Genomic DNA, 24022 nt, shown 5'->3' with positions numbered 1-24022 from the left:
TTCTCGTTTCTCTCATGACCCGCTCACAGCCTCGAGCGTTGTGCGCGCCAATGCGGCGGCCCGCTCCGGACTGCTCATGATGGTGTCGGCGACCACCGGTGACATGCCGGCGTCCGACACTGCCGGCGCCAAGTCACGATCAGCGTCATCGATCACCAAGGTGCCGGCGAATTCTGCATAGAGCCGCGCGACACCCACGGCGCTCGCCTCGTGACCCAACTCGGTCATCATCGCGCCGGCAGGTCCCTTGATCGATGCGCCGCCGACGATGGGCGAGACAGCGACGACGCTGTGACGACGCTGCGCCAGGACCTCGCGGACGCCGGGCACATCCACGACGGGGCCGATGGACACGAACGGGTTCGACGGCGCCACCACCACGACCGCGGAACCCCACAGCGCCTCTATCACGCCGGGTGCCGGTCGGGCGGTGTCGATGCCGGCGAATCGGACGGCGCGTATCGAAATGCCGTGCCGTTGGGCGACGAAGTAGTCCTGGAAGTCGATCTCGGCGGCACCGGTGGGCTCGGCGGGCGTGATGCGGGTCTGGATCTGGTCGTCGCTGACGGGCAGCAGCGTCAGCTCGAGACCGAAGCTGGCAGCGATCTCGCCAGTCACCTGCGACAGCGATGCGCCTTCGCTCCGCCGCTGGGTGCGGTAGAGGTGCAGCGCCAGGTCCAGATCGCCGAGCTGGAACCAGTCCTGGCCCCCGAGCCGGCCGAGTTCTGTCAGCACGCGCCATGACTCGCCGGCGCGGCCCCAGCCGGTTTCGGGATTGATTACCGAGGCCAGCGTGTAGGTCACCGTGTCGAGGTCAGGGCTGATGTTCAATCCGTGCAGCGTGAAGTCGTCGCCTACATTGACGATGGCGGTCACGTCGGTCGGCCGGCGCACACGCAGGAGCCCGCGCAGGAACCGGGCCGCTCCGACGCCTCCGGCCAGCACGGCAACGGTCTCAGTCTGACCGGGAGTCATGCGGTGGCGGGCCGGGGTGGGCAGTCCGGTCCTGAGGTGTTCGCCGGTTGCGCTGCGGCGAGTGACACTGTGCTGGCAGTGCGGCTGCGATTGCCTGACGTCGATGGCGCAGCGGCTCCGATCGCATCTGACGGCGTCGCGTAGCTGCTCGGGCTCCACACCTCGTAGCGGCTGCCGTCGGCTCGCACCTGCACCTCGTACAGGGCCGTGTTCTGCAGTCCCGAGACGGTCGCAGGCGAACTGACGTTGCGCATCGTGACCCAGTGCCCGCCGACGGGCCGGTACCTGATCCGGTAGCCGGAAGGATCGTTGTTGCCGACCCTGTCCGGCGCCTTCCAGCGGACCTCGAGAGCGCCGTTGAGCGGCTGCACCGTCACGTCACGCGGAACCCCGGGGGTGTCTTCGCGCGGATCGCACTCCCGGTCGAGGCCCCTCAGCGCATCCGTTGCCGCCGCCGCGGCGGAATCCGATACCGCCGCGGGCCCGCCGAAGATCGTGAGCTGCACGGTGCCCGCATCGGGAACGGGGCCGGCCAGGAACCTGCGAGTCGCATCGGGCAAGGCAGGTTCCGACAGCAGCAGCGGCGCCCGACGCAGGCCCAGCAATGCGCCGCCGACCAGTGCGTCGGGGAAATTCCGGCCGTCGGCGAGACCGAATTCGTCGGATCCGAAGCAGCGATCGGCGAGTTCCCCGGCTATCTCAGCAGCGGTCTCGAAGCGGTCCTGCCCCCACAGCCGCTGGACTCTGATGCCGAGCGCGGCGAGCTCAGCTCTGACCGAGTCCGTGACTGCTGCAGGTCCGCCTGCGATCAGCACCTGCTCGATGGTGTAGTCCGTGAGATAGTCCTCGACTGCTGTGGGCAGCCGGTCGGGTGTGGTGAGCAGCACCGGATGCGGGCCCGCGAAGGCGAGCGGTGACAGCGCCAGCGCGTCGGCGAACTTCTCTCCGGTCGCCAGCAGCGCGGTACGTCGGCCATCGCCGCAGAAGCTGCCGATCTGGCTGGCGTCGATTTCGCGGGCGATGCTGACCACAGTCCGGTAGCGGTCGGACCCCTCCAGCCGCTCCGGCCTGCTGCCAGTCAAGCCGGCCAGCGCATCTTCGACCTCGAGAGAGACAGCGTCGGCGCCGCCGGCGATGATGATGTCGCCGATCCGGTGACGCTCAATGAATCTGCGGGTCGCAGGATGCAGCGCATCGGGGGGAGACAGCAGGATCGGCGCGTTGCGCACGCGAGCCAGCGGGGTGGCCGCCAGTGCGTCGGCGAATGACTCTCCTGAAGCCACGATGGCTGTGTTGATCGGGCCGGCGGCAGATGCGTACTCCTCCGCAATCTCCGCTGCGGTCTCGTAGCGGTCGTCACCCCACAGCCGATCCGAATCGACACGCGACGCGGCACCCGCCAGGTCTCCGATTCCGACCACAGCAGTACCGACCAGCAGCGCCGCCGCCAGCGCCCGCAGCGGGCGTACCCAGCCAGTATGCGGGCGACGTGCCATTCGCGGCACCGTACCGGAACCCGTCGGCAACGCGGGTGAGGGCTGCCGGAGGCTGAGAGCGGCGCTGACTTCACAGCATCGGCGGTGACCCGTACCCTGATCTCCGGTCCACACGCCCGCCCTGCACTCGGAGAACCGGAGCTGACCCGTGCCGACGGCCCTCATCACCGGAATCACCGGCCAGGACGGCCAGTATCTGGCCGAGCACCTGCACGGCGAGGGATACCGGGTCGTCGGGCTGATGACCGGCCAGCACAATCCGCGCTCGGAGACAGTGGCTGCCGATCTGCCCTATGTCGAGCTGGTGCCGGGCGATCTCGCCGACCTCGCGTCGCTCATCGCCGCCCTCGAGTACACGCAGCCCGACGAGGTGTACAACCTCGGCGCCATCAGCTTCGTGGCGCTGTCGTTCAAGCAGCCCGAGCTGACCGCCAACATCACCGGTCTGGGAGTGCTGCGTCTGCTCGAGGCCATCCGGCTGGTGGGTGGCGTGGACAACCCGATCCGCTTCTACCAGGCCTCCTCCAGCGAGATGTTCGGCAAAGTGCGCGAGACGCCTCAGAACGAGCTGACGCCGCTGCACCCTCGCAGCCCGTACGGCTCGGCCAAGGTGTTCGGCCACCACACCACGGTGAACTACCGCGAGAGCTACGGGCTGTTCGCCTGCAGCGGCATCCTGTTCAATCACGAGTCGCCGCGGCGCGGTCTCGAATTCGTGACTCGCAAGGTCACCAACGCCGTGGCGCGCATCAAGCTCGGCCTCCAGGACGAGGTGGCGCTCGGGAACCTCGACGCCAAGCGCGACTGGGGCTTCGCCGGCGACTACGTGCGCGCTATGCACCTGATGCTCCGCCAGCCCGAGCCCGACGACTACGTCATCGCGACCGGCACGACCCACGCAGTGCGCGATTTCGTACAGCTTGCCTTCGCCGCTGCGGGCATCGACGACTGGGAGCGGCACGTCCGGATAGATCCCCGATTCTTCCGGCCCGCCGAGGTCGATCTGCTCGTCGGTGATGCATCCAAAGCCGAGCGGGTGCTCGGGTGGACGCCCCAGATGTCATTCGAAGAGCTGGTCACCACGATGGTCACGAGCGACATCGAGATCGAGCGGCGCAAGCTCACGTGACGACTCCGATGCAGGCATCTCGCCCTGCGGGCAGCGGATGGCGCTGGCGCGGGCGAGCCCGGAACGGCGCGATATCCGACGGGCGCCGCCCGCAGGCCGGTACCACTACAGGAGTGCGGGAACTCCCGATGCCGCGGCGCGCGGCAGCACATCTGCGCAAGCTTGCCTGCGCGGCCGTGGCGTGTTCGGTGGCGGCCGGTTCCTTGGCGTTCGCCGCGACGCCGGCCGGCGCTCAGCAGGCCGAGCTGGCCCCGAGCGTCATCGTCGTGGAGGGCCGAGGCTTCGGGCACGGCAACGGGCTCAGCCAGTGGGGTGCGCTGGGCTACGCGGTGGACCATCGCTGGACCAGCGATCAGATCGTCCAGCACTACTACAGCAACACGGTCCGCTCCAGCGTGAGCAATCCCGACATCTGGGTGCATCTCACCGGCAACGACCGCAATGACCTGCTCGTCACGTCCGCGTCCGCGTTCACCGTGGCTGGACACCGCTTCGACAGCGGCGATGTCGTGCGGATCGGCGTCAGCGCCGGCGACTTCTGGGTGCGCTCGAACAGCGGATGCGGGCGCCGCGGCGACCTGGTGGCCAGCGGGCTCTCGGCGTCGAGCCGCCGCGGCGACCGGTATGTCGAAGCGGTGCCTGCGAACAGCGACTACGCCGTCGACGACCAATCGCAGCTCTTGGTCATGATCTACTGCGACGGTCGGGATGCAGCGGTGGAGTCACGCAGGACCGCCTACCGGGGCGTCCTCGGCATCGTGGATCAGAACGGCCCGTTCTCGTTCAACCGGGTACCGCTCGAGCAGTACCTGCGTGGCGTCGTGCCCCGCGAGAGCATCCCCGAGTGGGGCGCGGCGGGCGGCGGGCGTGGCATCGCCGCGCTCGAAGCGCAGGCCATCGCGGCACGTTCGTACGTGCTTTCGCTGGCAGCCTCGCGCGCGCGCAGCGGAAGCCAAGGGAGGTTCACCGACACCTGCGACTGGTGGAATTGTCAGGTGTACGCAGGCGCCGCGCGCGACGGGCAGGCGCTCGATCACGGCACCCGCTATATCCACACCAACACCGCGATCCGCAGCACGGCGGGCCATGTCCGTGTCCACGACGACGGATCGATTGCGTTTGCAGAGTTCCACGCCTCCAGCGGCGGCTGGACGGCCGGGCTCGACGAAGGGTCCCGGTTCCCCGGAGTCCAGGATCTCGGCGACTCGACGGCCGGCAATTCCAACCATGCGTGGGAGTACCGGATCAGCAGATCGGACATCGAGGCCGCCTACCCGAGCATCGGCAGCCTGGTCTGCATCGAGGTCACGCACCGCAACGGCAACGGCGCGTGGGGCGGGCGGACCCGCGGCATGCGCATCGTGGGCACCGATGGCGTTGAGGACTTCGACGGCTACTCGGGTGTCAGCGACGGGCAGTGGAACCGGTGGGCACGCGATCCCTTCCGCAAGAAGTTCTCGCTCAGGTCTGATTGGTACCGCTTCCCCCAGTTCCCCGACGGCCAGTCCTGCGAGCGTCCCACCTCCGTCGAGCCGGATCCGTCGACGGGGACGGCCCGCCCCGGCCTGTGGGTGCTGAAGTCCGACGGCACGGTGTTTGCTGATGGGTCCGCCGAGCATCTCGGCAACGGAACGCCGCCATCGTCATCCGACCGGTTCGCGGCGATGGCTGCGCATCCCGATGGGGACGGCTACTGGCTCGCTACGTCCGGCGGTGATGTCCAGTCCTTCGGCGACGCCGGCTATCACGGAAACGCTGTGGGTGCCGGAAGCGATGATCCCGTCGTGGCGATGGCTGCGCAACCCGATGGGGACGGCTACTGGCTCGCGACGAGCCGGGGCAACGTCTTCGCATTCGGCGCCGCGGCACACTGGGGCGCAATCGCGCACCTCTGGCTGGCTGCGGAAGTCGTCGACATCGAGTCCTCGCCGACCGGTGACGGCTACTGGCTGGCGCTGGACGACGGCCGCGTCCTGGCTTTCGGCGACGCGCGCGACCTCGGCTGCGGTCCGCTCCTGCGCAGTGGCGCGGCCGGGATCGGCCTCGCCGTCGAGCCTGACGGCGGCGGCTACTGGATCGCCGGCGCCGACACGGCGGTGCATGCCATCGGCGCCGCAGACCATCACGGCGACCGCGCGGATCGCCAGAACCGGCTGCGAGCCGTCGGGTTCGCCGCTACCGCCAGCGGTGACGGCTACTGGCTGGTGTGGAGCGACGGCACCAGCTTCAACTACGGGGACGCGCCGGACTACCGCACTTCCCGGGCGGGACTCGGCGTCGTCGCGGCCGAAGCGGTGCGGTAACCAATCGTGAGAGAAGTGAGCCGGCCGTGAGCTCGCCGACATCGGGGGAGCAGCCGCCGCCCGCTGCGTCGGAACCGGCGGTTCTGGCGCCCCCGCCTGCGGTTGCGGCCATCGTCACGACGGGCTCGCGGTGGTCCGATACCGAGATCACCCTGCGGGCGCTCGAAGCGCAGGACTACCCGCGGCTTGCCGTGCTGGTGCTGTGCGATGCACACGGTGAGCAGGGCCGCCGGGTCCGTGAGCTGTTTCCCACCGCAGCCGTTGCCGATCCCGTGCCGTCCCGGCGGGGTCGAGGTCGCACGGGCCACCGCCAGCGGATGGGTGTAGTCAACAATCGCGGAGCGTCGCTGGTGCGGGGAGCGGACTATCTGCTGTTCCTGTCCGATCGTGTCGCTCTTGCGCCCGACGCCATCAGTGTCCTCATCGAAGATGCCGAGAACGTCCCGGGACGGATCGTCGGTGTCGCCGGTCCCAAGCTGCTCGATGCCGAGGACGGCCTGACGCTGCGCGATCTCGGCGGCACAGCGGACCGTCTGGGCGTCCGGATTCCCGTCGCCGGGCAGGACGAGCTGGACCAGGAACAGCACGATGAGGCCCGAGACCTGTTCGTGGCCCCCACTGAGGCGATGCTCGTGCGGGAGGACATCTTCCGCATCGTCGGCGGCTTCGACCCAGCGCTCGAGGGCGACGGCGCCGTCGTCGACTTGTGCTGGCGGATACAGCTCTCGGGTGCACGGGTCCGTGTGGTGCCATCTGCAACCGGGGTGCTGCGGCTTGACCCGGCAGCTCCCGCCCACGGGCCCTCGGCGCGCCAGCACGAGCACCGGTCCCGGCTGCGCACGATGGCGAAGTGCTACGGGTGGGTGTACCTGCTGCCGGCCGTGGCGCTTGCGGCAGTGCTCGCCGTCGGCGAGGTGCTGCTTGCCCTGCTGCGCGGGCGCTTCGCTCAGGCCTCGGATGTAGCGCTGGCCTGGGCGTGGAACGCACGCCACATCGGCGGCACCTTCGCTCTGCGAGGTGCTGCCAAGCGCTACCGGCGCGTCCGGGACGCCGATCTGCGCCGATTGCAGCAGGGCGGCTCCGTGCGGGTCGCCGACTGGTTCCGCTACCGCCTGAGCCCCGAAGGCGGGCTGGCGGCACGGACCACGATCGACGAGAGCATCCTGGGCACGTGGCGGCGCAATGCGCACCGGACGGTGTGGGTGGTCTGGCTCGGGGTGCTGGGGCTGATCGCCTTCGGCTCACGCCACCTGCTGACAGGCGGCATCGGGGCACACGGCCAGTTCGCGCACTTTCCCGATGCGGGCACCATGCTCGGGGCGTACCTGGACGGCTGGCGTGAGAGCGGGGTCGGCGCTGCCGGGATCGGCCCTGCCGCCATGGGCCTGCTGGGGCTGGGCGGCACCGTGCTGCTCGGCGCGACCGGACTCCTGAGAAACATCGCCATCTGGAGTCTGCTGCTTGCGGGCCCCCTCGGCATGTGGCGGCTGTGCGCCGCTGGCCAGCATCAGGACAGCACGGATCGAAGCGGGCCGAGCCGCAACGGCCGGCTGGTTGCCCTGGTGCTGTATGCCGCTTGCCCGTTGCCGTACAACGCGTTGGCGACCGGCCGCTGGGACGTGCTGCTGGCGTACGGGTCTGCGCCTGCGATAGTGCTGCTCGTCCATCGCCTGGTGAACCCGTCGGTGTCTCGGCCTCGGAGCGATGCAAGCCGGCGTGGCGTCGCCGCCAGGGTGGCATCGCTTTCCCTGCTCCTTGCCGTGGCGGCGGCCTTCGAGCCGTTCATCGTGGTGCTGGCCGCCGCGTCGGGACTGACCCTTGCCATGGCGGAGTTCGTCAGGCGCATGGCGCAGGGCCAACCGCTCGGCGCGCCGATCCTCGGACTGCTGCGGGTTGCCGTCGCCGTGGCACTCGCAGGGCTTGCGCATCTGTCTTGGCTGCTCGAATTCGACTCATTGCGGGCCTACCTCGATGTCTCGCTCGGCAGCCGCACCTCGTCAACGCCCTCGTCGCTGGCAGAGCTGCTGCGGTTCCAGACCGGTCCGCTCGGCGAGCTGCCGCTCAGCTGGGGTCTGCTGGTTGCTGCGGCAGTGCCGCTGCTGATTGGACGGGGAGGCCGGTTGTGGCTGTCAGTGCGCGGCTGGCTGGTCGGGCTGGCCGGCTTCGCCCTCGCGTGGGTCATCGTCGCCGGCTGGGCTGAGGAGCTGATCGATGGCCCAGCGTTGGGACACTCGCTCGCGGAGGTGTCCTTGACGCTTGGGGCCGTCGGCCTGTGCTGGGCAGCAGCAGCAGGACCGGCAGCTCTTGCAGCTGCGGACGGCGACGCGCCGACGCAGATGCGCGGCGCGATGGTCTTGCTGAGCGGCATCGCGGTGGGCGCAATGGTGCTGCCGACCGCATGGGCCTCGATCGACGGTGATTGGTCGGCGCCGAGCTTCGACCACCGGGTACCGCTGGCTCTGGTCGATGATCGCGATGTCGGACCTGACTACCGGGTGCTGTGGCTCGGCGCTTCCGAAGTCCTGCCGTTGCGCGGCACCGATCTCGGCGTGGAGGGACTTGCCGCTGGGACGTCAGTGCGGGGATTTCCCGACATCCGGCACTCGTGGGCCCTACCGCCCACACCTGGCGATGAACGTCTGGCAGAGGCCATCCGGGTCGGGCTGGCGGGCGACACATTGCGACTGGGACGGCTGCTGGGCTCGTTCGGCATCAGGTATGTCGTGGTAGTGGAGCGCTCGGGACCCTCGTACACCGAAGGCTGGGACCGACCGGTGTCGCCGGCTGTGGCGGAGGCGCTCGCTTCGCAGATCGACCTGCGCCCGCTCGCGGCGGATCCGTCGGTGCAGGTGTTCCGCAACGAGGCGTGGTGGTCCTCGCGGGCGCAGTTCTCCCGGCCGATCCCGGCTGGCTTTGCCACTGACCCGGTAGACCTCGTGGTGAGCGACTTGACCGACGGCATCGGCGTGCTCACCGATCACCGGTCAGCCACGAGCCAATTGGGACCGGTGGGGACCGGCACGGTGCTGGTTGCCGAGTCCTACGATCCCCGATGGCGCCTGCAGGTTGGCGATGCCGGAGATGCAGCAGTCGAGCCGGCACCCGCCTTGGGCTGGGCGATGCGCTTCGATCCGCCCCAGAGCGGTCAGGCCGAGCTGAGCTTCGAGCGTTCGGTCGCCGTGACTAACCGGATCACCGCCCAGGTGCTTATCTGGCTGGCGTTGCTCTGGGTGGCGATCGGCCAGCCCACCCCGCTCGTCAACCGCCTTTCGGCGCTCGTGAGGCGGGCGACGCGATGAGAAGGGTTGTGCGGTGGTTGCCTCGGCTGCTGATCCCGCTGGCCGTAGCGGCGGCGTTGCTCGTCGACGTGAGTGACGACCGGACGCTGCCGTCGGATACGCCAGAGGGTCCCCAGGCACGGACCCAGATCGTGGTGCCGCCTCCCGACGCGTTGACGTCCAGCTGGTTCTGTCCCGCCGTCGGCATGAGGGCGCCGGTTCAGGGATTCGGCGAGGTCACGACGGAAGTGCTGCTGACGAACATGACCGCCGAGGTCGCCTCGGTGTCCGTCGAGTTCCGGGGACGCACGACGGGCCGCCAGTTCGTGACGGCCGACGTCGCGCCGCGCAGCACCGGGGTCGTGACGACCTCGGACTATGTGCGCGACGAAGTCATCGGAGCCCTGGTGGAGGCCTCATCGGGCGGGTTGGCGGTGACGCGCCGCTTTGTCTCCCCGCTCGGCATCGACGAGGCCCGCTGTTCGAGCGTGCTGGCCCCGAATTGGTACGTACCGGTGGGCGACACCCAGGCCGATGCGCTGGCTGTTGTGGCCATCATGAACCCGCTGCCACGGGATGCGATCGTGGATGTGACGTTTGCCTCCGAAGCCGAGTTCGGTCCCTTCGTGGCGCCGGCGCTCAGTGGCGTGGTCGTGCCCGCATGGAGCACCATCGCCGTCGACATCGGCGAGCATGCGCGTCGCCGGGATGTCGTCGCCGCATCAGTCAAGGCCCGCACGGGCCGCATCGCGGTGGACTCGCTCGTGGCCTACGACGGGAGCATCGGCCGGCGCGGCCTGGCTGCGGAACTGGCGTCTGTGGCCGTCGGCGAGCGCTGGCTCGTGCCGGTAGCCGGTGCCGACGATGAGACACAGCTGTGGGTGCGGATCTTCAATCCATCCGATCAGGTAGCTGAGGTTGCCGCTTCCGTGGTGTTCGATGACCCGTTCGGCGACCGCCTGTCCTTCGCTGTGGCAGCACACGATGTCGTGGAGCTGAAGGTCGAGCCCCCCGGTGAGCTGTCTCCCGGGTTGGAGACGCTCCTTGCGGCGCCCGGTCTTCCGTTCGGGGTCTCGGTTGCGTCGCAGAATGGCGTTCCCATCGTTGTGTGGGCTGAAGCGCTGGTCGGCAGTGCGGCGAGTCCGCTCACCGACACCGGGGCCGGTGGCTCGTCCGGCGCTGCCGTGGCTGATGGCGCATCCGAGGGATCCGAGGTCGCCGGCGAGCCCGCCGCAGTCGAGGTCCGACCGCCGGTGCTCGAGGCGCAGTCGGGCTTGGCCTTCGTGCCGGGTGCCGTCCGCACGAGCAATCGGTGGCTTGTCGTCATCGCGCCCGAGTCCGGGGGCGAGGCATTCCTGACGATCATGACGGATCCGTCTGCGGTTGCCGGAGGCGGTGCCGGAGAGGACGTCGATGGAACAGCCGCCGGAGACACGGATCGTCGCGTGCTGGTGGGAACGCTCAACGGCGACACGGTTGCCGCCATCGACGTGCCGGCATCAGGCGTGGTCACCCACCGGTTGGCGAGCGGCACGACCCGTCTCCTCGTGTCCGACACGCCGTTCGCAGTGTTGCTGTGGCAGGCACGAGTAGGGGGTGCAGGCCTGAGCGTGGCGCACCCGGTGGCTTGGTGAGTCGCGATGGAGCGTCTCGCGATCGCCGCGATTCTGATCGTCGCCGCGATCGTGGTCGCGTCCCTCGCCCAGCGCCGCCGTGCTGCGTCGCCCTCGGCGGTGGCGAGGTCGGAACTGCCCCCAGCGGTCGATCTCGCAGCGGTTGGCATGCCGCAGGGCCCGGCACTTGTGGTCTTTACCGAGGAAACGTGCCGCACCTGTTCCGCAGCTCTCGCCGTCGTGCGCGGGCCCGCCGGCGCTGGGCTGCCAGTGGCCGAAGTGCCGTTCGGTGCCGAACGGGAACTGCATCGCCAGCACGGCATCGATACCGTGCCGACGACCGTCGTGACTGACATCGACGGCCGGGTGGTGGACGGCTGGGTCGGCAGCGTTGACCTGTCCGGGCTGGCTGCAGCACTCGCGCAGGTCGTGCGCCGCCCCGGACCCCCGGAGGGCTAGCTCGAGGGCGGCTCACCCACGAGTGCCGTGATCTGCTCACCCGTGATGGTCTCGTGCTCGAGCAGGGCTGCGGCGATCCGGTCCAAGGCCGCGCGGTGCTCGACGAGCGCGCTGCGTGCCCGATCCTGCTGCGTACGCAGTATCCGCTCGACCTCCTCGTCGATGACCCGAGCGGTCTCGTCGGAGTAATCGCGTCCTGACACCAGATCCTCGCCGAGGAAGACCTGCGCGTGCGACCCCCAGGCCATCGGTCCCACCCGGTCGCTCATGCCCCACTCGGAGACCATCTTGCGCGCCAATTCCGTGCCCTGAACGAGGTCGTTGGCTGCACCTGTGGAGGTCACGCCAAAGACCGTCTCCTCCGCCATCCGGCCGCCGAACAGCACCGCCAGCCGGTCCTCGATGTACTCCTGGCTGTAGGCGTGGCGTTCCTCGGGCAGTTGCATGGTGACGCCGAGTGCTTGACCGGTCGGCAGGATCGTCACCTTGTGCACGGGGTCGGCATGCGGGAACAGCGTGGCGATCAGCGCATGCCCGCCTTCGTGGTAGGCGGTCACCTCCCGCTCTCGCTCGGTCAGCGCCACCGATTCCCGACGCTGGCCCATCAGCACCCGGTCGCGCGCAGCTTCGAAGTCTGCCTGGGCGATGCACTCCGAGTCGCGACGCACGGCGTGCAGGGCCGCCTCGTTGACCAGGTTCGCCAGGTCGGCGCCGCTCATGCCGGGCGTGCCCTTCGCCAGGGTCTCGAACTGCACGTCGGGGTCGGTTTTCTTGTCCTTGGAGTGCACCTCCAGGATGGCGAGCCGCTCGGAGAACTCCGGCAGCGGCACCACCACTTGGCGGTCGAACCGGCCTGGCCGCAGCAGGGCGGGATCCAAGATGTCGGGCCGGTTGGTCGCCGCCATCATCACGATGCCGCCGCTCTCCTCGAAGCCGTCCATCTCGGCCAGCATCTGGTTGAGCGTCTGCTCGCGCTCGTCATGGCCGCCGCCGAGACCCGCGCCTCGCTTGCGGCCGATCGAATCGATCTCGTCGATGAAGATGATCGCCCGCCCCAGCTTGCGAGCGCTCTGGAAGAGGTCTCGCACGCGGCTGGCGCCGACGCCCACGAACATCTCCATGAAGTCCGAACCGGTCACCGACAGGAAGGGCACACCCGCCTCTCCGGCCACCGCTCTGGCAATGAGCGTCTTGCCGGTGCCCGGTGGGCCTACCAGCAGCACCCCCTTGGGGACCTTGGCACCGATCGCGGCGAAGCGCTCGGGCGTCTTCAGGAAGTCGACCACTTCGGTGATCTCCTGCTTGACGCCGTCGTAGCCGGCGATGTCGTCGAACTTTGTCGACGGGCGCTCGGTGGTGTAGGTCTTGGCCTTGCTCCGGCCGATCGACATGATCCCCGACATCTGGCCCTGCGCCCGCCGCTGCATCCACCAGAACAACAGGAAGATGAGGCCGAACGGCAGCAGGAACGGCAGCAGGCTGACGAGCAAGTTGGGCCGGTCGGTGTGGAACTCGATGGACACCTCGCGCTCTCGAAGCCTCTCCAGGTCGGTCTCAGGAAGCTCGACGGGCCCTTCAGAGGAGAACCTGGTGCCGTCGGTGTACTCGCCGGTGATTGCGCCGGTGCCGTTGGTGACCTTGATGCTGCTGACGGTTCCCGACTGCACCTCGGCGATGAGTGCGCTGTAGTCGATGGGCTCGCCGCCGTCGCTGCGCAGGATCCCGGGCAGAAACATCACGGACAGCAACACCATGGCGAGCAGCCAGATCGACCAGCGGGGCCAGCGCTCGCTGCGGCGGCGAACGCCGGGCCCGGAGGGGGACGAGCCGCTGTGTCGTTGGGCATCGTTGGCGTTGTCGTCCGCTGGCGCGTCGGGAGGCTCGCTTGCGCGCGGCTTGCGCGCGCGAGAGTGCCGCTCGCCCGGGGGCACCTCAGATGCCATGGGTTCATGCTATGGCGACGCTCCCTCGGCCAGCAGCCGCGCGCCGTGGCAGACCCCCCAGTCGTTAGCTCCCCGCTCGGCCTCTAGCCTGCGCGGGTGGCCGCACTGACCACGCGCCCCCCGCGCATGGGGTCGGTGCTGCGAGCGTGGGTTGAAGCCGCCGTCGTCATAGCGAGTTGCGTGGCCGTGGTGGTGTGGCTTGACCCCGGCGGCGTCGTATCGACGTCGACGCCGACCGGCGGCGACATGGGCGCCCATGTCTGGGGACCGGCGTACTTGCGGGACGAGCTGCTGCCGGCGTGGTCGCTGCGCGGCTGGACGCCGGACTGGTACGCGGGCATGCCGGCGATGCAGTTCTACATGGTGCTTCCGTACCTGATGATCGTGGCGGCGGACCTGGTGCTGCCCTTCGGCGTGGCGTTCAAGCTGGTGGCTGTCAGCGGCGTTGTTTCGATGCCGGCCGCCGCGTGGCTGATGGGTCGGTTGGCGAGCTGGCCTCGCTCGCTGCGGATGCTGCTGCCCGTCGCGGCGCTGCTGTTCGTTTTCGATGTCAACTTCACCATCTACGGCGGCAATGCCGCATCGACCTTGGCGGGGGAGTTCGCGTTCTCGATCGCGCTGTCGGCAACGCTCGTGTATCTGGGCTTGCTCTGGCGCTCGCTGGAACGCGGCACCGGGCGCGCACGAACCAGCTTGGCGCTGGCATTCGTCGCCCTGTGCCATCCCATTCCGCTGATATTCGCGGTTGCGGCCAGCATCTTGATGGTGGCGACGCGGGGTCTCCATGCGTTGCCCAGTCGCATCGGCCGCATAGCGACGCTGGGTGCGTCCATCGCGGCGATCGTGCTGTGGGCTGCAGTCTGGAACATCACCGAATCCCCGCTGGCCCGCCTAGCCGTGCCGGCTGCTGTCGTTGCGGCGTTGCTGGCGACCGAGTGGCGCCGGTCGTGGCATGCCCTCGCTATCGGCGTCATCGGCGGACTGCTCTCGGCCTTCTGGACGGTGCCATTCGTTGCCCGGCGAGCGTTTCTGAATGACATGGGCTGGGAGCGACTCACCTCCGTGCGCGAGCACTTGTTCTTTACTGACGAGATCAGCGGTGATGGCACACATCACAGCATCACGTGGCTGCTGGTGCTCGCCGGCGCCGGCGCCGTCATCGGCCTTGCGCGCTGGTACCGGCCGGTGCTGGTGTGGCTGGTCATCGCCTTCACCATGGCCATGGGCTTTGTCCACTGGCCGCAACACCGGCTGTGGAACGCGCGCATCCTGCCCTTCTGGTACCTGGCTGTGTATGTGCTGGCGGCGGCGGGCCTGTGGTTCGTCATCGACGGGCTGATCCGCAGAAAGCCGGGCTCTCCAGGCACCAGTGGTGCACAGTTCTTCCCAGCGGCGCGCTGGCTGCGCGAACTGGCCCCGGTTGTTGCCCTGGTGGTGGGAGCAGGCCTGCTCGCTCTTCGATTCGGCGACGCTCCAGGCACCAGGCTCGACGTCGATGGCGCGTATAGATGGGGTCCCCTCACGGTGTCGGCGCAGGACCGCAATTTCGTGGACGACTGGGCGCGCTGGAATTTCCGCGGCTACGAGGGACGCCCGTCGTATCCGGAGTACCGCGCCTTCCTCGACACCATGGCCGATGTCGGCGACAACTACGGCTGCGGGCGGATGCTGTGGGAGTACGACCGGGATGTCGTGGGCGCGTACGGCACGCCGATGGCCCCGATGCTGCTGCCGCACTGGACGGACCGCTGCATCTCCTCGATGGAGGGCCTCTACTTCGAGTCGTCACCGACTGTGCCGTTCCACTTCCTCATGCAGTCCGAGTTGTCGGCGGCACCGTCGCGCCCGATGCGCGGTCTTCCCTACAGCAGTTTGAACTTCGACCTGGGCGTTGACCACCTGCAGATGTCGGGGGTGCGCTACTACGCCGCGTTCAGCACCGAGGCCACCGCGGCGGCACGCGGCTCTGCCGATTTGCAGCACATTGCCTCGACGGGACCATGGGCGATCTATCTCGTCGCCGACAGTGACATTGTGTCGCCGCTGCCGTTCGAGCCGGCCGTGGCCCGAGACGCGTCTCATGCCGGCCGGGCGTGGACTGATCCGGCCGCCATCTGGTGGAACGACCCGGCGGCCTGGGCGGTGCCGGTCGCAGCGGACGGGCCGGACCACTGGTCCCGGGTGTCGCTGCTGCCGCCTCCCAGCCCAGACGGAGCGCCGCCCGGTTCGCTGGAGCGCTTCAGCGCCGCACCACGGCGGGCATTGCCGCCGGTTCGGATCGACCCAGACGACATCGAGGTGGGGCGGGACTGGCTGGCATTCTCTGTGGATCGGACTGGAATCCCGGTGTTGGTGAAGGTGTCGTACTTCCCGAACTGGTCGGTGCGCGGCGCCGAGGGGCCCTACCGGGTGACGCCCAACTGGATGGTCGTGATTCCCACCGACGAGCGCGTCGAACTCACCTACGGCGCCACGGCGGCCGAGTATCTCGCCTGGCTGGCAACGCTCCTCGGAGCGATGGCGCTCGCATTCGTCGCCGTGCGGCCCCCGGCTCGTTTTGATCGCCGACGCCCGGCCCCCGAAACTCCTCGCGCAGTTGACAGAGAGGAGCCGGCAATCCCGCCGGGCGAGACGCTCTCACGGCCTGAGGTGTCGGTGGTCCTGCCGGCCTACCAAGCAGCACATCTCGTCGGCTCAGCCGTCACAGAGATAGGCGCTGCCCTGCGGCGCAACGAGACCCTGCGTGGCGCACTCGAGATCGTGGTGGTTGACGACGGCTCCGAAGACGGCACAGCAGACGCCGCGCGACGGGCCGGGGCCGATGTGGTGGTGTCGTTGGACGCGAATCGGGGCAAGGGAGCGGCGGTGCGCACCGGCATGCTGGCAGCGAGCGGCCGTTTACGCCTGTTCACTGACGTGGACTTGGCCTATCCGCCTGGTCAGCTCACGTCCCTCATCGATGTGCTCGACGACGGGGCAGACGTCGCGCTGGGCAATCGACGCCACGCCCAAGCGCGCACGATCAACCCGCCGCCACCCGCTAGGGCATTTGCCAGCCGGATGTTCAACGCCTTCACGCGGCTCGTGCTTCTGCGCCGCTACCACGACACGCAGTGCGGTTTCAAAGGCTTCACCGCCGAGGCAGCGGAGGAGATCTTCAGTCGCTCCGTCATCGATGGATTCGCCTTCGATGTCGAGGTGCTCTACCTGGTCGAGCACCTCGACCTGACGGCTGCTGAGGTGCCCGTCACCGTGGATCACTCAGCGGACACCACGGTGCGGCTGGCGGCTCAATCGCTCAGAGTGCTGGCCGACATCTGGCGCATCCGCCACCGCGCCGCCGCCGGCGCGTATGGCACAGCCACACATGCTCAGGCTTGGGCGTCCTGAACTGCGGCTGCGGGAGCGCTGGCCGGGCTCGTGGAATGCGACCTGCGCTCGTTGCTGGCGACAACTGCCATGAGCGGTGCAGGCCGTGCCTGACCTGGAGTCCGGCCCTTTGGCGCCGGGTGATGCCGTGAGCGCGATCGCGGAAGCGTCACTCCGCTGGGTCGCTGCTGGGAAAACAGGCCCGCTTCGTCGAGCAGCACCCGGTCCTCGTACTCGTCAAACCACAGCGCCTCGGGGTTCCGGCCGACGATGGTCACTTTGCCCCGGTCAGGGGCATGAGCCGGATTGCGCAGAACCTTGAAGATCACGACACCGTTCTCGGCACCGGGCAGTCCGGCGATCGGGCCGTCAGTGACCGCAGAGACTTCCGTTTTGCCCTTGTAGTGCACGATCGTGAGGCGGGCGTGCGACTCCACCCCGGACAACCCGCGCTGCGAATCGTTGAGCAGTTGCCACGCAGTCTCGATCGGCACGTTGAACGCCTTGTACGCGACGATGTTTCGCCCGCAGAAGAAGTAATGGTTCTCGACCCCGACACCCTTGAGCGTCCGCTGCAGGATCCGCAGTGCATCGGCATCGTCGTTCACGCCAGCGATGATGGGCGTCTGGTTCTCGACGCTGATCCAACCCCGTTCAACCAGCGCGTCCACGGCTTGCCGGGTGTTCGGACGCCACTGAAGAAATCCGTCTTTGCCGGCCATGTAGTTGCCGTCGGAGTCCTTCAGAAGAAACTCGTCTGGGTGGTTGAAATGGATCATGAACCGCACCGAGACATCTGGGTACACCTCATGAAAGCGGTCGATCATCGCGAAGAAAGCGTCGTCGAAGCGATCCGGGTAAAACGCCAGTTCCTTGGTGCCCACGCGGATGGCTTCAGCACCTGCCTCGGCCAAGGCAGTGAACCAAGCTGCCAGTTTGGAGTTCGGCAGCACCATGGGATCGCCGCCTGACAGGAGGATCTCGCGCAGCTTCGGCCTGCCGGTCTCCGGATGAGTTCCGCCATTCGAGGCGACGGCCTCGTTGTGGGTCCGGATGTACTCCGTGACTTCACCGACCTGCGCCAGACCCTTTTTCTTGACAGTGCCGTCCGAGCGTTCAATTTCTTTGCGCCCGATCAGCTCCTCTCGGTAGCAGAATCGGCAATGTGCTGAGCACGTTGAAATAACGTAAAGCAGTGCCATTTCATACTTGTGCAGCAGTCCCTCGATCGGACTGTAGTCAAGTTGATTCGCCGGGTCCGGATCACCCTCGAGATCGACTGTTTCGTCTGTTGATGCCTTCACCAGCTTCTTGATCGCCGAACTCGACTTGGCCATTTCAAAATAGTGCCGCGTCAGTTTGACGGGCATTCTTGCCTCAACGTCGCGCTCAGTTCCGCGCAATTGACTTAAATCACTCAGCTCTTGTGCGGTATAGAAGTTTCTGAATTCTTCGGGCGCAGAGCCACTCATGAAGGGTTCGAGACCATTGACGATCTGACGGTCGTATCTCGGGTTTTCGACCTCGTCAAGTACCAATTGTTCCCGTTCTGTTGGCTGGTATTTGCTCTTCATCACCATCTCGCTCGCTTGCTTCAGGCAGGTTCGCATGCCACTCTTGGCTCCCACCCTAGAGAAACGTGGGTGCAGTTTGCAAGCGTGTTGCCCGCGGTGGCCGCGCACCGCTGCGCGGTCTTTTAGGCTTTGCGAGCGTTATGGCAGGACGTATTGACCCTGTACCGGCCGATGTCTTGGCCGCCATCTTCAAGGCATATGACATACGTGGCATTTACCCCGAGGAGCTGGATGCGCCAGTCACGCGCGCTGTCGGCTACGCCTTCGCAGCATGGTCGGCGACAGCGCAGGTCGTGCTGGCTCGGGACATGCGTGAGAGCGGCGTTGCGTTGGCCGAAGCATTCGCCGACGGCGTCCAGGCTGCCGGCGCGGATGTCATCGACATCGGGCTGGCGTCTACCGATCTGCTCTATTTCGCCGCCGGCCACCTCGACGTGCCGGGCGCGATGCTGACGGCGTCCCACAATCCGGCGTCCTACAACGGCATCAAGCTGTGCGGACCGGGCGCTGTGCCGGTGGGTGTCGGCACTGGACTTGACGAGATCGCTGGGCGGGCTGCACGCGGCGCGCTCTCCCCGCCTGGCGGCGGCGGGCGCCGCAATCGCGATCTGCTCGACACGTTCGCAGCCCATGTCCGCTCGTTCGTGGATGTCGCCGCGCTGGAGCCGCTGCGTGTCGTGGCGGACACAGCAAACGGCATGGGGGGGCTTGTGGTGCCGGCGGTATTCGGCCCGCTGCCGTTCGAGTGGGAGCTGATGTACGGCGAACTCGACGGCACGTTTCCCAACCATCCAGCCGACCCGATCCAGCCCGAGAACCTGGTTGACCTAAGCGAGCGCGTGCGCAGCACCGGGGCCGATGTGGGTCTCGCGTTCGACGGGGATGCCGACCGGGTATTCCTCGTCGACGAGCGGGGCACGCCGGTCAGCGGCTCGTTGCTCACGGCGCTGGTGGCCCAGGCCATGCTCGCACGACACGGCCCGGGCCCCATCCTGCACAACCTGATCTGCTCGCGTGCGGTGCCCGAAGTGATCGCCGAGGCCGGCGGCCGGCCGATGCGCACCCGGGTAGGTCACAGCTTCATCAAGGCCGAAATGGCCCGCACCGGCGCAGTCTTCGGCGGCGAGCACAGCGGCCACTACTACTTCGCGGGCAATTACCGGGCCGATTCCGGCCTCATCGCCGCACTGGTTGCACTCGAGCGATTGAGTGCCGCGCAGGTGCCACTGTCGGAGCTGCTGGCCCCGCTCGATCGGTACGCGTCCTCAGGTGAGATCAACACCCGCGTCGCTGACGTGGACGAGGTGCTGCGGCGTGTTGCCGCACACTTCGCGGAGTTTCCTCACGACCCGCTTGATGGGCTCACTGTCGATGGAGGCGACTGGTGGTTCAACCTGCGCCCGTCCAATACCGAGCCGTTGCTGCGGCTGAATCTCGAGGCACCTGACGCCGACGCGGTAGCGGCGCGTGTCAGCAAGATCGTGAGCTTGCTGGCATGATCGCCGCATGGATCCGTACACGCCGCCCCGCGACGGCTTCACCCCGACCGCGGGAGACGCACGTGGGTCTTGATCCGGCGTTGGCGGAAGTCTTGGCATGCCCGCAGGACAAGGGACCGCTGTACCTCGTGCCCGAGGATGACCTCCTGTACAACCCCCGCACGAACAGGACGTACGCCATCGACGGAGGCATCCCGGTGCTGCTGATCGACGAGGCGACCGAAGTCGACCCGGCTGCGGCTGCAGCCCTCGACGCCCGCATAACGAGCGGTGAGCTGAGGCCGACGTTCGATCCGGACGAGTGGGCGAGTGACACAGCGTGACGACTGACTCGATCGGCATGGCAGCCGCGGTGGAAGCGCTGCCGGCCCAACTCAAGGCTGCGCTCGATGCAGCCGCGGGCCTAGACGCCTCTGAAGGGACGAGCGAGGCCTCGAATTCCCATGCGCCGATTTCCAGTGTGATCGTGATGGGCATGGGCGGATCGGGCATTGCTGGCGACATCGTCGCGGCGCTTGCAGCCCCGCTGATGTCAGCGCCGGTGACGGTCGCCAAGGGCTACGAGTGCCCAGCGTTCGTCGGCCCATCGACGCTCGCCATCGCCGTTTCCTTCAGCGGCAACACTGAAGAGACGCTCGAAGCGGCGTCAGCCGCCCACGACGCCGGTGCGTCTGTGGTTGCCGTCACCTCCGGCGGGCGCTTGGCCGACCTGGCACGCGAGTGGAACGCACCGCTCTACGAGGTCGACGCCAGCATCCCGATGCCGCGAGCCGCTGTCGGCGCCATCTCGGTGGCTCCTCTCGTCGCCCTCGAACGCGCCGGCCTGCTGTCGGGAGTCGCCGGCTGGGTTCGTGAAGCCGTTGCACAACTTCAGGCCCGCCAGAGCGCTTTCGCAACCGATCCCGCCTTCGGCGAACGCCTCGATGGCCTCATTGCCGAAGTCGGCATGGGTGAGCTGCTGCCGATCTTCTATGGCGGGGGAGCGCTCGGCATCGTCGCCGCGGGTCGGGCCAAAGCCCAAGTCAACGAGAACGCCAAGCTCCCCGCCTACGCGAGCGCCATGCCGGAGCTGTGTCACAACGAACTCGCTGGCTGGGATCTCGCAGGCCGGTCGGCGCACGGCTCGCCGCTGGCGGTGATCGCGCTGCGCCACCGCTTCGAACATCCGCAGATCCGCCGCCGTTACTCCTACACGCAGCGGGTGCTCGGCGGCGCTCGCATCGCGGTGCCGTACAGCGAGTTGCACGCTGCTGGCGCAGGACCCATGGCGCAACTGTTCGACCTCATCTATCAAGTCGATGTCCTCAGCCTGCGCATAGCGACGGCCGCTCGCCGCGACCCTGGTCCCGTCACGCTGCTCACCGGCCTCAAAGACTTCCTCGCCGACGATGTATCGGCCTAGCGTCCCCAGAGGCTGAGCCGAATCTGAGCCGACTGGCGAAACGGAGACACGTGTGATCGAATTCGAGGTAGCCGATCTGAGCCTGGCAGGCGCAGGACGGCTCCAGATCGAGCTGGCCGAGACCGAGATGCCCGGGCTCATGGCTCTTCGTGCGCAGCACATGGACTCCCGACCGCTCACCGGCGCACGCATCACAGGCTCCCTGCACATGACCGTGCAGACCGCCGTGTTGATCGAGACCCTGGCAGATCTCGGCGCGCAGGTGCGCTGGGCATCGTGCAACATCTTCTCCACCCAGGACGAGGCCGCGGCAGCCGTCGTGGTAGGGCGTGACGGCACGCCGGACAGCCCGCGAGGCGTGCCCGTGTTTGCATGGAAGGGCGAGACGCTCGCCGACTACTGGCGCTGCAACTACCGGGCGCTTCGCTGGCCCGACGGCCCCGGTCCCACGCTGATCGTCGACGATGGCGGGGATGCCACGCTCATGGTCCACCTCGGGGCCCGCTACGAATCCGAAGGCGGCGTGCCCGTGCTGCCTGCAGACGGCCCGGATGCGGCGTCGCCCGACGAGATGGCGCTGCATGAGCTGCTCGACGAGCTTCAGCGCAGCGAGCCCGGTCTGTGGGCTGAGATCTCGGGCGGGCTGCGAGGTGTCTCCGAGGAGACCACCACCGGTGTGAACCGGCTCTACGAGATGGCAGCCCGCGGGGAGCTGACCTTCCCGGCCTACAGCGTCAACGACTCGGTGACGAAGTCCAAGTTCGACAATCTCTACGGCTGCCGGCACTCGCTGATCGACGGCATCAACCGCGCCACCGACGTGATGCTGGGCGGCAAGGTGGCGTTCGTGGCGGGTTACGGCGACGTCGGCAAGGGGTGCGCCCAGGCGCTGCGCGGCCAAGGCTGCCGCGTCATCGTCTCCGAGATCGACCCCATCAACGCGCTGCAGGCTGCCATGGAGGGCTTTGAGGTGGATCGGCTCGAGAACGTGCTCGACATCGCCGACATCTACGTCACCGCCACGGGCAACCGCGACATCATCTCGGCCGAGCACATGTCGGCCATGAAGCACCAGGCGGTCGTGGCCAACATCGGGCATTTCGACAACGAGATCGACATGGCGGGGCTGGCGGCGATGTCCGATGTCCAGCGAAGGCCGATCAAGCCGCAGGTCGACGAGTTCGTGTTCCCGAGCGGGAACTCGGTGATCGTGCTGGCCGAAGGCCGCTTGGTGAACTTGGGCTGCGCGACGGGGCATCCGAGCTTCGTGATGTCGATGAGCTTTACGAACCAGGTGCTCGCCCAGCTCGAGTTGCACGCTCATGCTGAGGAGCTGGACGCTGATGTCCACGTGCTGCCGAAACGGCTGGACGAGGAAGTGGCTCGTCTGCACCTTGACCGGCTCGGGGCGAAGCTCACCCGGTTGACGTCTGGACAGGCTTCGTATCTCGGTCTGGATGTGGACGGTCCGTACAAGGCCGACCGCTACCGCTACTGAGCGTGCCGTTGGGCCCGCGGCGAGGGCGGCAGTGAACTCTGCGACCAGCGATCCAGCAGGTCGCAACGTCGCAGAGTTCACTGCCGCCCTCGCCGCTCGGCTATCTGCGCGCTCGCCCTGCTGCGGCCTAATCGTCTTGGTGGTCGATGTCCGCATGCGTACGGTACGGAGGGTGCTGTTTGAGGTTCGGTGCCCGGGGTGTGGGGTGTTGGGGTGGTGTCCATGTGCGGGGTGCATCGAGACGCTTGTTGATCCTGAGCCTGCGTCGGTTCCGGGCGCAGACTCGGTCGCGCTGTTGTTCTCTCACGATGAGGTCGGGCGTGAGTTCATTCATGCGCTGAAGTACCGCGGTGAGCGGGCCATTGCCCGCTGGCTGGGCGAATCGCTGGCGCTTGCTCACGCCGCTGAGCTGCGGTCACACCTGCCTGTCGACACCGTGACCTGGGCGCCGACCACCGCGGCGCACCGGCGGGCTCGGGGTTTCGACCAAGCCGAGACGCTGGCGCGGGCCACTGCCAAGGCCTTGCGCGTACGCCCAGTGCGGTTGCTCCGGCGGCTCGGCTCGACTGCACAGTCGGGTGCCGGCCGGGCAGACCGGCTGGCGGGACCTGGCTTCGACTGCCGCGCCCGTGCGGCGGGACGTCGGATATTGCTGGTGGACGACGTGGTCACCACCGGTGCCACGCTGCGAGCCGCGACAGCTGCGCTGGTGGGTGCCGGTGCAGCAGCCGTCCATGTGGCAGCGTGTGCTCGACGGGGTCGCGACCGCGTCTCCGCCGGTGCCTAACATGGCACTCCCTTCAGTTCGGGCAGAACCGCAAACGCTGTGCAACTGCTCAGAAAGCCGAGGCAATGCAGATCATCATCACGGGTCGCAAAGTTCAGGTTCCCGACGATGTTCGGGCTGCGGTGGAGCGGAAGATCGGGGCGCTGGATCGATTCGTCGGTGGGCTGGATCGTGCCGAGGTGGTGTTCCGGGAGGAGAAGAATCCGCGCATCACCGAGCGGGAGCAGGTGGAGGTCACGCTGCTCGGTCATGGTCACCACGTGCGCGCCTCGGTCGCCGGTGTCGATCAGCACCAAGCGGTCGACCTTGCGGTGGGCAAGCTGGGCAAACAGCTGCGCAAGCTCAAGACCCGTGTCGTGCGCCGGCACCGTCCCAATCTGCACCGCGACGAGGCGCATCATCCGCTCGCACGTCTCGAGAACGATCTGGTCAACGGCGCTGCGGCCGCCGAGCCGGCGGCGGGTGCTGAAGATCCTGAATGGATGCCGCGCATCGTGCGTCGCAAGACGTTCGACCTGGAGCTGATGGATCCTGCCGAAGCGGTCACCCGCATGCAGCTCCTGGACCACGATTTCTTCCTGTTCGTGAACGCTGACACCAGCAAGCCCAGCGTGGTGTACCTGCGCTCGGACGGCGACGCCGGCCTCATCGAGATCGACGCCTGAGCGCCGGACCTCACGTCCTTAATCCCCGGCTC

At 67.8% G+C, this 24022-nt stretch carries 16 protein-coding genes; 12 read left to right on the top strand and 4 right to left on the bottom strand.

Annotated elements, in window-relative coordinates:
* Positions 1-12 precede the first annotated feature (12 nt).
* Complete coding sequence (gene cofD / locus ACOGXE_RS03975; RefSeq protein ID WP_419932654.1) at positions 13-975, bottom strand: 2-phospho-L-lactate transferase; 963 nt, start codon at positions 973-975, stop codon at positions 13-15.
* Positions 972-2471 (bottom strand): cell wall-binding repeat-containing protein, encoded by a 1500-nt coding sequence (locus ACOGXE_RS03970; protein WP_419932653.1) that lies wholly within the window; start codon positions 2469-2471, stop codon positions 972-974. Before ACOGXE_RS03970 ends, cofD begins: the two co-directional genes overlap by 4 nt.
* 148 nt (positions 2472-2619) lie before the next feature.
* Here ACOGXE_RS03970 and ACOGXE_RS03965 point away from each other — a divergent pair, with 148 nt between their 5' ends.
* From ACOGXE_RS03965 to ACOGXE_RS03945, 5 genes are all read left to right on the top strand, one after another.
* Positions 2620-3600: a GDP-mannose 4,6-dehydratase gene (locus ACOGXE_RS03965; protein WP_419932652.1), complete on the top strand. Its 981-nt coding sequence runs from the start codon at positions 2620-2622 to the stop codon at positions 3598-3600.
* A gap of 128 nt (positions 3601-3728) precedes the next feature.
* Positions 3729-5903: a SpoIID/LytB domain-containing protein gene (locus ACOGXE_RS03960; RefSeq protein ID WP_419932651.1), complete on the top strand. Its 2175-nt coding sequence runs from the start codon at positions 3729-3731 to the stop codon at positions 5901-5903.
* Positions 5904-5929: 26 nt separating this feature from the next.
* Entirely contained in the window at positions 5930-9202 is a 3273-nt protein-coding gene (locus tag ACOGXE_RS03955) for a hypothetical protein (RefSeq protein WP_419932650.1), read from the top strand.
* A gap of 8 nt (positions 9203-9210) precedes the next feature.
* Positions 9211-10815, top strand: coding sequence for a hypothetical protein (locus ACOGXE_RS03950; RefSeq protein WP_419932649.1), 1605 nt, complete (start codon positions 9211-9213; stop codon positions 10813-10815).
* Positions 10816-10821: 6 nt separating this feature from the next.
* On the top strand, positions 10822-11253 hold the full coding sequence (locus tag ACOGXE_RS03945) for a thioredoxin family protein (protein ID WP_419932648.1): 432 nt from the start codon (positions 10822-10824) through the stop codon (positions 11251-11253).
* On the opposite strand, the gene ftsH is transcribed toward ACOGXE_RS03945, so the two are convergent.
* Positions 11250-13196, bottom strand: coding sequence for an ATP-dependent zinc metalloprotease FtsH (gene ftsH / locus ACOGXE_RS03940; protein WP_419932647.1), 1947 nt, complete (start codon positions 13194-13196; stop codon positions 11250-11252). The two genes, ACOGXE_RS03945 and ftsH, sit on opposite strands and share 4 nt — an antisense overlap.
* Before the next feature lie 96 nt (positions 13197-13292).
* Here ftsH and ACOGXE_RS03935 point away from each other — a divergent pair, with 96 nt between their 5' ends.
* A complete protein-coding gene (locus ACOGXE_RS03935) occupies positions 13293-16586 on the top strand; it encodes a glycosyltransferase (protein ID WP_419932646.1) in 3294 nt (1097 codons plus the stop codon).
* Here ACOGXE_RS03935 and ACOGXE_RS03930 read toward each other — a convergent pair.
* Positions 16568-18145, bottom strand: a complete 1578-nt coding sequence (locus tag ACOGXE_RS03930) for a KamA family radical SAM protein (protein WP_419932645.1) — start codon at positions 18143-18145, stop codon at positions 16568-16570. The two genes, ACOGXE_RS03935 and ACOGXE_RS03930, sit on opposite strands and share 19 nt — an antisense overlap.
* A gap of 134 nt (positions 18146-18279) precedes the next feature.
* Between ACOGXE_RS03930 and manB the strand changes: the two genes are divergently transcribed.
* From manB to hpf, 6 genes are all read left to right on the top strand, one after another.
* Positions 18280-19638, top strand: a complete 1359-nt coding sequence (manB, locus tag ACOGXE_RS03925) for a phosphomannomutase/phosphoglucomutase (protein WP_419932644.1) — start codon at positions 18280-18282, stop codon at positions 19636-19638.
* A 62-nt stretch (positions 19639-19700) separates the two neighbouring features.
* On the top strand, positions 19701-19961 hold the full coding sequence (locus tag ACOGXE_RS03920) for a Trm112 family protein (RefSeq protein WP_419932643.1): 261 nt from the start codon (positions 19701-19703) through the stop codon (positions 19959-19961).
* Positions 19958-21040: an SIS domain-containing protein gene (locus ACOGXE_RS03915; RefSeq protein WP_419932642.1), complete on the top strand. Its 1083-nt coding sequence runs from the start codon at positions 19958-19960 to the stop codon at positions 21038-21040. Before ACOGXE_RS03920 ends, ACOGXE_RS03915 begins: the two co-directional genes overlap by 4 nt.
* A gap of 55 nt (positions 21041-21095) precedes the next feature.
* The gene (gene ahcY / locus ACOGXE_RS03910) at positions 21096-22538 is read left to right on the top strand and encodes an adenosylhomocysteinase (RefSeq protein ID WP_419933474.1); all 1443 of its coding nucleotides are present in this window, start codon (positions 21096-21098) and stop codon (positions 22536-22538) included.
* 295 nt (positions 22539-22833) lie between these two features.
* On the top strand, positions 22834-23325 hold the full coding sequence (locus ACOGXE_RS03905) for a ComF family protein (protein ID WP_419932641.1): 492 nt from the start codon (positions 22834-22836) through the stop codon (positions 23323-23325).
* A gap of 65 nt (positions 23326-23390) precedes the next feature.
* Positions 23391-23990 (top strand): ribosome hibernation-promoting factor, HPF/YfiA family, encoded by a 600-nt coding sequence (gene hpf / locus ACOGXE_RS03900; protein WP_419932640.1) that lies wholly within the window; start codon positions 23391-23393, stop codon positions 23988-23990.
* Positions 23991-24022 lie beyond the last annotated feature (32 nt).

It is taken from the genome of Candidatus Poriferisodalis sp. (genome assembly GCF_965208555.1).
In the GTDB taxonomy this organism is placed as follows: Bacteria; Actinomycetota; Acidimicrobiia; order Acidimicrobiales; family Poriferisodalaceae; genus Poriferisodalis.
Note: the sequence above shows the minus strand (reverse complement) of the source record. Positions and strands in the feature narration are given on the sequence as shown.